The sequence below is a fragment of the Sphingopyxis sp. BSNA05 genome, assembly GCF_013265645.1.
GTDB lineage: Bacteria > Pseudomonadota > Alphaproteobacteria > Sphingomonadales > Sphingomonadaceae > Parasphingorhabdus.
The window spans coordinates 1-9,876 of record NZ_PYIA01000151.1; the positions used below are offsets into that span (position 1 = coordinate 1).

Here is a 9,876-nt window from a genome sequence, read left to right on the forward strand (position 1 = left end):
ATTTAATAGGTCCTGAACCTAAATCATCAAAAGCCTACCCTCTGCATAAAAAATTCTATAGCCATAATACATATGAGACTTTGCTCGTAAATTACTATAAAGATCGCAAGAATGGACAATCTACCGCCACTTAGAAAGACGACTGAGGAAGGGAAGCTTTATGAGCGGAGACCTGAAACAGTAGCGCTCATCCAAGTATGTCGTGAATTGACCTCTGAACAGCTTTGCGATCGTGCGGAGATCAGCGCCCGAACGCATTCCGAGTACATTCCTTCAGAGGTGCTGGTGTACTTTCTGAGGCAAACAAAAACACATAATAGCGATGCCCAGTTTGGAGCACTGTATCAGCTTCTGCAAACACGCATAAAGAGAGTGTGCCCACATTCTGAAGTCCGCCTAGGCGAGAAAGATGGTGCCGTCGCACATTTGCTGGATCTTCAGGAATTCGTTCTCGATGATTTTGCTGAACGGGTCATGTGCGATCGGCAAGTTTACGACGAGAAGCTTGACGGTTTCGAAGTCGCATTTGACCATATGGTTGCCCGGCGCAAACATGATGCGATGCGAAAAATGTATAGGCGGGATAAGCCAACAACACAGCTTGAGTATGATGAGGATGGGGATATTCCCTTTGAAGTGGAGGAAGCCCTCGCCCGATTGAATCCTGCTTCAAATAGCATTGAAGATGAAATCACTTACCGGTTTCAACTGCAACGAGCGATTGACACCCTTCCAGAAGACGAAAGGCGAGTGATCAACATGATTTTTGCAAAAATACCGAGCGAGAGCAAAGACCCAGAAGTTCAAACGATATCAAAACTTCTTGGTTGTGGTCCACAGACAGTCCGAAATCGTCGTGATCGAGCAGTCAAGAAATTGCAGCAAATACTAGAAACGGAGGCTAAGAATGTCAACTAAAACAGATAAAGATGACATTCTCGATGACTTCGCAACGGAGCCGTCGCTAGGCCCCGAGACGTTACAGAATTACGTCCAAAGATTCCCTTCGCTCGCAGTGGAGCTAACTGACCTATATCACGAGTTGCGCCTGGTTGATCTGTCAGTCGCGGTTGATCGCATGCCATTGGAAACAAAATTGGCAGATGAGAGCTCTCAACAGAGCACAACCGTCGTCATGAATGCTCTATCCGGAACCAATCTACGCGGACTGGCCCAGAGTTTGGGCCTTCCAAGAGATTTCGTTGCGGGATTTCGCGATAGAAAAATCCGCCTTGGTTCAATTCCTGGTGCCGTAGTCGGAAATCTCGCGCGAACCGCCAGAGTAAGTATCCATCAGCTGATCGACCATCTTCAAAATACAGCAGGACCTGCCCCGCAAATGGCCTACAAGGCCGATGCAAAACCGCAGGGATCTGCGGCAGTTGAATTTGATGATTTTGTCGCTGGCCTGGATTTGGATGAAAGCGAAATGGAATCTTTAAACAAATTGTCCGCATCAAATGGATCGGATTGAGCTTGCCAGACAAAAGGCCGCCGAGTTCCATGCGAATTTGGTTGCAAAGGGTGGCGATCCGGAAGACTCTCTGGCGTTTGTTCGTCGGGAAGCCAAAAGACGTGATATCGAAGTGCGCTCCTATCCCCCAGGCCATGCTCAACTGGAAGGCGGCCGCGCACTTTTCGATGCTGATTCCAAGGCCATTCGCCATGAAGACACAGGCAATAAGTTTCTGAACGCCTTTCTGATTGCTCACGAAATCGGGCATGACGAGTTTGACAGCACCGATGCTGCAGAACCGGTAATTGAGATTGATCCGGCTCGTTCTGCCGATCCATCGGCGACCGGCGCGGAGCGCCTGGTCGATTACAGTCACAAAGGTCGTCAGGAAGTCTTGATGGACCTGTTTGCCCGCGAGCTGCTCTTTCCGAGATCATTGGCGCGAGAATGGTATCTCGTGGAAAGCCTATCGGCAAAACAGATCACGGATCGGCTTGGGGCACCATACGATATGGTCGCAGTCCAACTTTTCGATGCTCTGTTACTACCTGAAATTGAACCTGCATCGCCTAAATCATCGAAGCCAAAACCGCTTAACCCCGAACAGAGTGAAGCTGCAATCCACTCGGAAGGTGCCCTGCTGCTGAGAGCTGGACCAGGTACGGGAAAAACTCAAACATTGGTGGGGCGGCTCGAACATCTTAGGGACAAAGGTGTCGATCCAGGCTCAATCTTGGTTCTCACATTTTCAAACAAGGCCGCTGGAGAGCTTTTGGAAAGAGCGCTTGCTTTGTGGCCCGAGGCAGCCGGGGCTATCTGGATAGGAACCTTTCATTCCTTTGGGCTCGACCTTGTTCGCCGCTTTCATGATCGTTTGGATCTTCCCGCTGATCCAACACCACTCGATACAACCGATGCCATAGCGTTACTCGAAAATGAGTTCGTTCGCTTGTCCTTGTCTCATTTTAAGGACCTGTGGGATCCTACCGAAAAACTCAAAGATATCCTGTCGGCGATTTCCCGTGCGAAAGATGAAGTGTTGATGCGCCCCGCTACAAAAAACTCGCTGACGCAATGCAAGCGAAGGCCGCCTCAGACGAGGAAATTGAAGCCGCTGAACGCTGCCAGGAAATCGCTCACGTTTATCAATCTTATGAAACCCTTAAGAAAAATGGTGGCTTCGTAGATTTCGGCGATCTGGTTGCATTACCAACAACGTTGCTGGAAAGCGATGTCGAGGTCTGCACTAACCTGCAAAACAAATATGAACACATCCTCGTCGATGAATATCAGGACGTAAACAGAGCCAGTGTCCGGCTGTTACGCGCGATGAAGCCGAGCGGCGAAGGCCTATGGGTAGTAGGCGATGCCAAACAATCAATTTATCGCTTCCGCGGCGCGTCTTCGTTCAATCTGGAACGATTTAAGGACGAGGATTTCGCGGGCGGCGCAGTCAAAAGCCTGAAAACGAATTATCGTTCTTATCAGGAGATTTGCGACGCGTTTGTCGAATTCGCAGAAGCTGACATGCTTGCTGCGGAACCCAATGTCGAAGCCATCGCCCACAGAAAGGTAGCAGGCAAGCTACCAGCCTTTGTCGCTGTTGAAAGCAAAGAGGATGAAATTGCTGAAATTGCTGCCCGGATAGAAACTGCGCATAAAAATGGCGTTCCGTTCAAAGAGCAAGCGGTTTTATGCAAGGCCAATGATCGCCTGGCAGCCGTTGCTAAGGGATTGGAGGCCCATGGCGTCCCAGTTTTATTTCTAGGACCGCTTTTTGATCGACCCGAAGTAAAGCAGGCGCTGGCGTTCCTGTCTCTGCTTACCGACCCGCGCGGCATGGGCCTTGGTTGCGTGGCCACCATGCCTGGCTTCGAGTTGTCTGTAGATGACGTATCAAAATGCGCACATCATATGGCTTCTATTCCTGAACCGGACCCACTTGAATGGAAGGAATGCCTGTCCAGCCTTGCTGATCTGAGCCAAAATGGACGACACAGCCTTGCTTCGATCATCGCCACATTGGACGGGCTCACAGAAACATCCACTCCTTGGCGCGCTTTTACAGCGATTTATTTGGACAATTCCAATCTGGTCCGCGACCTTGTCAACCAGGCGGCTGACGAACCATCATTACCAGCGATAGCCTTGTGGCAATTCCAGAATTTCTTGCGTTCCGTTCGTGCAGACGGAGAAGGATATCCCGTCACGCTTCTTCTCGACCATATTCGCAGACTAGTGATCCTTTCCGATGAAAGAGATTTGCGTGACTTGCCAGTAGCGGCCCAATCTCTGAATGCGGTTCGCCTGATGACAATTCATGGAAGTAAGGGTTTGGAGTTTAAGACACTGCATCTTCCAAGCTTGACCGGGCGTTCAATGCCATCTTCTGCACGGCAGAATACTCCGGCTCCGCCTGATGGAATGATCGAGGGCGCAATTCACTCAGGAAAGGATGCCGTTAGAGCTGGGCATGACGAAGAACAGGAGTGTCTGTTTTTCGTTGCACTGTCTCGAGCTGAAAACGAGCTTTTGATGTACGCCCCGTCAAAACAGGCTGATGGTAGATCACAGAAGCGGTCCAAATTTATCGATCGCATCGTGGATAAACTCGAGTTTCCAACGCCAATCGCAGTATCAGGCTCATCAATCGATAGTAAGAAGGCAGTTGGCGTCTCCTTCGACACGCCCTTGGTGATCACACCATCTCAATTGGCGCTCTACGAAAAATGTCCAAGGCGGTTTCTGTACACACACGCTCTAAGGCTGGGAGGTCGGCGAACGGAAACTGCCTTCATGCAAATGCACTCAGCAGTTCAAGGCGCAATCCATGATCTCGTAAACCCGGCCACTACGGTGGCGACTGAAGCGGAGCTAGACAGCCTCTTTCAAAGCCACTGGGAAACCAGGGGTCCGGTCGATCACGGATATGAAGATGACTATAAACGCATCGGGCGACAGTTGCTTTCATATCTGTTCAATTTACGCAGCAATGAGGTACCCGAGGCAGTCACCGACCTCGTTTTGAATTTGGCCGGCGCGCAGATTATCGTGCGACCGGATGAACGCACGACCAGCTCTGATGGTCGGCTCATTTTCAGGCGCATCAGAACGGGCCGAAAAACTTCCACGTCAACTGATACACTGGATGCTGCGGCCTATCAGCTCGCAGCAGAATCAATAGGTGACATCGAATTTGTGTTTCTGACTGATGAGCAGCGCTCACCGGTAGATATGGGGACGACAAAGCTCAATTACCGCAAAAAGCGGATTGAGAGCGCTGTATCATCGATCATGTCGGGTAGATTCCCGGCCAGCCCCAAGCAGCCAGCGAGAACTTGTCCGCGCTGCCCATATTTTTCATTTGCACAGACATACCGTCGGGCAGTCTTGCGAAAAAAATCTGAACTGACTTACCGGTTTCCCGCTGGGCCAGCGATTAACCTTGTGAAAGCACAGGCATGAGGCCGGTGCTTCGTAACAAACAAGGTATTAAACTTATGAAACCGAACGAAAAAGATGATCGCTTCCGCGTTCTGATTGCAGATGAAAATCTCGACTACAAACCTCACATTTTTGACGATCCGAAGGTTCTCGGTCGTCAAATTATTGAAGCAAACGGCAGCCATCCGGTCGATGAACATGTCGCAATCGCAATTCTTCCAAATGGCGATTTCGAGGATCTTCGCCTTGATGAAAGCTATGATCTTCGTGGGCGTGGTGCTGAAAAAGTACTTGTTGCTCGCACCGATCGCAGCTTCAAGTTCAAGATTGACGATAAGGATCTGGAGTGGCCGCATGCCTGTATTAGCGGCTTCGTCCTTCGCAAGCTTGCCGATCTGCCGAAAAACTACAATCTCTGGCAGGAAATCCCTGGTCAACATGACCTCAAGATTTCTGATACCGACGTCGTTAATCTTGCCGAGAAAGGTGTCGAGCGCTTTGTCTCGTTGATCGATCAGACGACCGAAGGCGATGTTCTTCCATCGATCGATCAGTCATTCCTGTCCGGACATGGATATGATTTTGAGGTCGTCCAGGAAGGTAATCAGACCGGTATTGTGCTGAAATCGCTAAAACTGCCTGCTGGCAAGTTTGAATGCGAAACGGCTGATATTCTGGTGCTGTTGCCAGGCGGATACCCTGATTGCCCGCCGGACATGTTCTATGCTTCGCCGAAATTGGTTCTGAAGGGCACCGGGCAGGTTCCCAAAGCCTGCACGGTCGAGCACAATTTCGCTGGGCGGGTCTGGCAGCGCTGGTCGCGTCACAACAATGCCTGGCGTCCAGGCATTGATGGTTTGCGCACTATGGTGGCGCGTATCAAGACGGCTTTGGCTGGGGCGCGGACATGAAAGGCGCCTTAGATATCGTTCTGCTAAAGCCACATGAAGACGGCATCCGGTCCTTGCTGACGCAAGGGGCCGGTGCTGAACGTTCGGCATATATGCTGTTTGGGCGCGCTGACATCCAAATGGACCCGTGGTCCAGGGCACCGCGTACTCGTCTGATCTCGCATGCGTTTTCGAACCTTGATCCTGCCGATTTGATTTCGGCCTCAAACCGCCATGTGACCTGGCAAACCGACGGATTTATGCGGTTGCTTGGTGATGCGTTGACCGACAATTTGGTACCTGCCCTTGTCCATACCCATCCCGAAGGCAGGGCCGCGTTCTCTGAACAAGATGATCAGAACGAAGCGATACTTGCGCGTACAGCGCTGATGAAAGGTGCGGCGGGCCTTATCAGCATCGTCATTGCGGGTAACGGCGAAGTCGCTGCCCGTATCTGGATGTCAGAAGAAAAGCCGGTCGACATCACTCGCATCTTCCATTCAGGACCACGGTTAAAGCTGGATTACGACGATGATGCCGAGATTGCATTTTTAGACCGCCAGACTCGGCTCTTTGGTGAACATACGACTCAGATGCTGACGAAGTTTCGGTGCGGTATTGCGGGAGGCGGAGCGACGGGAAGTGCTGTTCTTCCTCTCCTGATGCGGCTCGGTATTCGTGAAGCGGTCATGTTCGAGAAGGACCGTGCAGAACAGTCAAATCTCAACCGGCTTCACGGAGCGAGACAAGGGGATGTGGCTGCAAAGGCCCTCAAGGCCGATATTCACGCTCGCACGGTTTCTGAAGCAGACCTCGGCATGTCACTAGTAACAATCGATGCATGGGCGGGAGAGCCATCAACGTGGGACTCCTTGAAGGCCTGTGATGTGATTTTTGCTGCACGGACGATCACGCGGGGCGATTGTTCTTAAACCGGTTCGCACGGTTTTACGGCATCCCTGTCATTGATGTGGGTTTGGCCATGCAACGCCGAGACGATCAGTCCTTTGATCTATTTGCTCGAGTCTCCACATTGGTTGTTGGGCATGCATGTCTGCTCTGTGGAGGTTTCATCGATCCTCGACGTGCGCGCGAAGAGACGCTGCGTCGGACCGATCCCAACGCATACCAGAAGCTGAAAGAAGAGGCATATGTTCTCGGTGAAGGTGATCCGTCCCCAGCTGTGGTGACGTTTACCACTGAAGCTGCCAGCATGGCGGTGAATGAGTGGTTGACCGGCATTACAGGTTTTGCCGGGCCTTCCGGCATGCTGCCAACCCGCATTCGCAGGTTTCACGCGCGCGATGAGCGGGTGCTGGGATTACCTCCAAAGCCGGATTGTCCCTGTTGCGAGAACCCAAGCACTTTGGGACGCGGCGACGTGACCCCCTTTATTGACATGGTGAGCTGAAATGAGAGCATTTTTGCAAAAACGCTAAAACGGCTTGGATGGCTGCGCTTTGAATTTCAGGTCAAGCGAGAGGAAATATTGCCAGATCGTGCTTCAATTGAACCAGGCACCATGGTTTCGGTGGAGAGCGGCAAAATTAAAAAATGGGCCTGCATGTCCTGCCCCGGCGGTTGCGGAGAGATGATTTCACTTTCACTCAACCCTCAACGCCGACCGCGATGGACGCTCGTCACTGATTTCTGGCTGCGACCTACGATCCATCCGTCGGTGCATCAAAGGAATGCCTGTGGATGCCACTTTTGGCTCAGGAATGGTCAAGTGCACTGGTGCAAGGATGGGCGGCCGCAACCCAATCCCATGAATTGAAACAGCGCCCCTCTATTCGCTGAAAAGACCTGGCTGAAGTCAAAGCTGTTCTGGTGGCTAAGCGCATCTACGACGCAAGCGCTATAGAGGATCGACAAAACACCGTACCAGTCAATTACCAAAGGCAGAATGGCGCATCGCGCCGTAAATTTGTGGTTATGGCCAAATCCCGTCCGGGATCTCTTAGGCCAACATGACAATAACCTTCGATTGTCATTTCGCGAACGCGGAGCGCGGGACGTGCGTCCCCAAGCGATCCGCTAATGCAGGCTCCTGCCCACCGTACGGTCGGCTTATCGGAGCCTGCTAATTAGATGGTGTGGGCGGTGGGAATCGAACCCACACTCCTTGCGGAACGGAATTTTGAGTCGAACGAGACTACCGACTCAATCTTAGCATTTCCGTGCTTCGATCTTCGAGCGAATTCATGATTTCCGGAAATGGACCATTTCCCGGGCAAATTGTCTACGGTTTTGTGTAAATCGCTGTTGATCAGAAATTGATGTCTCTTCCAGTTCAAGCTTTCAGCACTGACAAATATGGCGGTCTGAGGGGCTTTCTAAAAATTCAGGCGATGGCTCAGTCGCCTTCGGGATTTACTTCGCCAACATGACTGGCCATTGCCTGTCATTTCGCAGAAAACAGAGGCGCTGCCCCTTTGGTCAGTCTGCCTCATTGGTATGGTTATACCACCGTACAGTGGTCTTTCTCGACCATACCGTTAGCAAGACTAATCATCGTCAATTCCGATCACAGGGCGGGCTGATGTTTTCAATCCCGCAGGTCGCTTAGGACGGCGGACATTGATCGAGGCCGCATCAAGGGTGCTCTTGATGTGCGCGGCATAGAATTTCTCGATCATCTCGACGCTGGTGCGGCAATTCTTAGCAATTTGGTAGATGTCGGCACCCTCCATCAACCGCATGCAGATATAGGTGTGACGCAAGCTATACGCAGTGCGCGGCTTTTCGTCCCGGTCACGCTTGAGGTTTGCCCTTTCCAAAATGCCGTTGAACAATCTCACATGGTTGCCGGGAAAGACTGGATCTCTTAGGTCAGGGTATTCGAGTTGCGGCGGGTCTTCAGACAGCGGCGGTAGGCCTTCTTTACGGCGTCGCTGCTTTTCACGGCGACTTTCAGTTTGGACCGGCTTTGCCCGATCGAGCAGTCGCTCATAAGGCCTGACGGCGCTCGGCATAGATTTACAATAGCCAACGCCGCGCTTACCCCGCACCTCGATTTCAAGGATCGTCTCGCCGCTCGCATCATCTTCGACAATTGCCACATCGCGGTGCTGGAGGTTCTTGGCCTCATCGGGCCGGAGGCCCGTGTTGGCTAGGAACAGCACATAATCATGTACCTGCTCGGCATTCCAACGATCCCGTTCATGATAGGGCTCACGCGCATAAGCGCGTGTAGCTTCATAAAGCTGCTTATATTCAACCGGGCTGAACCAGGGCCGATGCACTATCTTGCCCTGCGTTCTGTATGGCGGAGACAAGTCTGGCAAATGTTCTAGCCAGCCATTGCGGATAGCTGTCTTCAAGACCATGCGGAGTGTAACGATTTCGTTGTGCAATGTGCTGCGCGCCGGCGGCTTGTCCACCAACGGGCGATTGCTCCGTGAGGCCGGATTAGGCTCAAGCCTGGATGTCATACGGTGAACCCGGTAATCTTGCACTTTGGCTGGATTAACCTTCGAGACGCCTAGCTCTCCGAAGAATGGCAAAAGATGTAATCGAAGACGGATTTCATGGCCCTCGGTCCACTTTTGGCTGCGCTCACCTTCCGTGATGACCGCATATTCCGAAAGGAATTGCTGGGCGGCCTGGGCAAAGCTTTTTTCCGAAAGGAGAATGCCGGCATGATCTTTACCCCGCAGAGCGAGATACCAGTCTTCGGCAAATTCAGAAGCAAGCGCGAGACTTTCACGCTTGGTAGTCGCCCTCCGCTGTTTGCCGCCAACCGATGCCGAACACTGCCAGATACGGCTATCGCCGCGCCGGTAGAGCTGAACTTTGCCGTTCAATATTGGATGGCTTTTCACGAAACCGCTCCATCATTTTGAAGATCAGAACCTAGAGCTATCAGGTTTTAGTCAATTCGTCAAAATGTGTTAGCAATGTGATAGGGTCTAAACGAACAAAAGCCCCGATCTTTCGACCGAGGCTTTTCGTTAAGTCATTGACTTTATGCTATTAAGTTGGTTGCGGGAGTAGGATTTGAACCTACGACCTTCAGGTTATGAGCCTGACGAGCTACCGGACTGCTCCATCCCGCGCCAACAATTGCGTGCTGCCTTTTGGGCG

The 9,876-nt window shown here is 51.8% G+C and carries 10 protein-coding genes and 1 tRNA gene; 8 read left to right on the forward strand and 3 right to left on the reverse strand.

Annotated elements, in window-relative coordinates:
• Positions 1–111 precede the first annotated feature (111 nt).
• Genes C8024_RS18010 through C8024_RS20525 form a run of 7 tightly spaced genes read left to right on the forward strand, consistent with a single transcriptional unit; the run spans position 112 to position 7,201 of the window.
• On the forward strand, positions 112–918 hold the full coding sequence (locus C8024_RS18010; protein ID WP_173207722.1) for an RNA polymerase sigma factor: 807 nt from the start codon (positions 112–114) through the stop codon (positions 916–918).
• Complete coding sequence (locus C8024_RS18015) at positions 908–1,474, forward strand: hypothetical protein (protein WP_173207725.1); 567 nt, start codon at positions 908–910, stop codon at positions 1,472–1,474. Before C8024_RS18010 ends, C8024_RS18015 begins: the two co-directional genes overlap by 11 nt.
• Positions 1,461–2,642 (forward strand): UvrD-helicase domain-containing protein, encoded by a 1,182-nt coding sequence (locus tag C8024_RS20520; RefSeq protein WP_217272295.1) that lies wholly within the window; start codon positions 1,461–1,463, stop codon positions 2,640–2,642. The genes C8024_RS18015 and C8024_RS20520 overlap by 14 nt, the downstream gene beginning before the upstream one ends.
• A complete protein-coding gene (locus C8024_RS18020; protein WP_217272296.1) occupies positions 2,531–4,921 on the forward strand; it encodes an ATP-dependent DNA helicase in 2,391 nt (796 codons plus the stop codon). The genes C8024_RS20520 and C8024_RS18020 overlap by 112 nt, the downstream gene beginning before the upstream one ends.
• Before the next feature lie 35 nt (positions 4,922–4,956).
• Positions 4,957–5,811 (forward strand): multiubiquitin domain-containing protein, encoded by an 855-nt coding sequence (locus C8024_RS18025; RefSeq protein ID WP_173207728.1) that lies wholly within the window; start codon positions 4,957–4,959, stop codon positions 5,809–5,811.
• Positions 5,808–6,722, forward strand: a complete 915-nt coding sequence (locus C8024_RS18030; protein WP_217272297.1) for a ThiF family adenylyltransferase — start codon at positions 5,808–5,810, stop codon at positions 6,720–6,722. Before C8024_RS18025 ends, C8024_RS18030 begins: the two co-directional genes overlap by 4 nt.
• Positions 6,713–7,201: a ThiF family adenylyltransferase gene (locus tag C8024_RS20525; RefSeq protein WP_217272298.1), complete on the forward strand. Its 489-nt coding sequence runs from the start codon at positions 6,713–6,715 to the stop codon at positions 7,199–7,201. The genes C8024_RS18030 and C8024_RS20525 overlap by 10 nt, the downstream gene beginning before the upstream one ends.
• 56 nt (positions 7,202–7,257) lie before the next feature.
• On the opposite strand, the gene C8024_RS18035 is transcribed toward C8024_RS20525, so the two are convergent.
• Entirely contained in the window at positions 7,258–7,401 is a 144-nt protein-coding gene (locus C8024_RS18035) for a hypothetical protein (RefSeq protein ID WP_173207730.1), read from the reverse strand.
• On the opposite strand from C8024_RS18035, the gene C8024_RS23835 reads away from it, so the two are divergent.
• Positions 7,382–7,567, forward strand: coding sequence for a DUF6527 family protein (locus C8024_RS23835; protein WP_367947426.1), 186 nt, complete (start codon positions 7,382–7,384; stop codon positions 7,565–7,567). The genes C8024_RS18035 and C8024_RS23835 overlap by 20 nt on opposite strands.
• Before the next feature lie 730 nt (positions 7,568–8,297).
• On the opposite strand, the gene C8024_RS18040 is transcribed toward C8024_RS23835, so the two are convergent.
• Positions 8,298–9,614: a site-specific integrase gene (locus tag C8024_RS18040; protein ID WP_173207732.1), complete on the reverse strand. Its 1,317-nt coding sequence runs from the start codon at positions 9,612–9,614 to the stop codon at positions 8,298–8,300.
• 157 nt (positions 9,615–9,771) lie between these two features.
• Positions 9,772–9,848 (reverse strand) — tRNA-Met (locus C8024_RS18045).
• Between the last annotated feature and the right edge of the window lie 28 nt (positions 9,849–9,876).

Bases quoted from the DNA above. Each gene is read 5' to 3' on its own strand.
- C8024_RS18010 (WP_173207722.1), top strand. From the start codon at position 112: ATGGACAATCTACCGCCACTTAGAAAGACGACTGAGGAAGGGAAGCTT.
- C8024_RS18015 (WP_173207725.1), top strand. From the start codon at position 908: ATGTCAACTAAAACAGATAAAGATGACATTCTCGATGACTTCGCAACG.
- C8024_RS20520 (WP_217272295.1), top strand. From the start codon at position 1,461: ATGGATCGGATTGAGCTTGCCAGACAAAAGGCCGCCGAGTTCCATGCG.
- C8024_RS18020 (WP_217272296.1), top strand. From the start codon at position 2,531: ATGCAAGCGAAGGCCGCCTCAGACGAGGAAATTGAAGCCGCTGAACGC.
- C8024_RS18025 (WP_173207728.1), top strand. From the start codon at position 4,957: ATGAAACCGAACGAAAAAGATGATCGCTTCCGCGTTCTGATTGCAGAT.
- C8024_RS18030 (WP_217272297.1), top strand. From the start codon at position 5,808: ATGAAAGGCGCCTTAGATATCGTTCTGCTAAAGCCACATGAAGACGGC.
- C8024_RS23835 (WP_367947426.1), top strand. From the start codon at position 7,382: ATGATTTCACTTTCACTCAACCCTCAACGCCGACCGCGATGGACGCTC.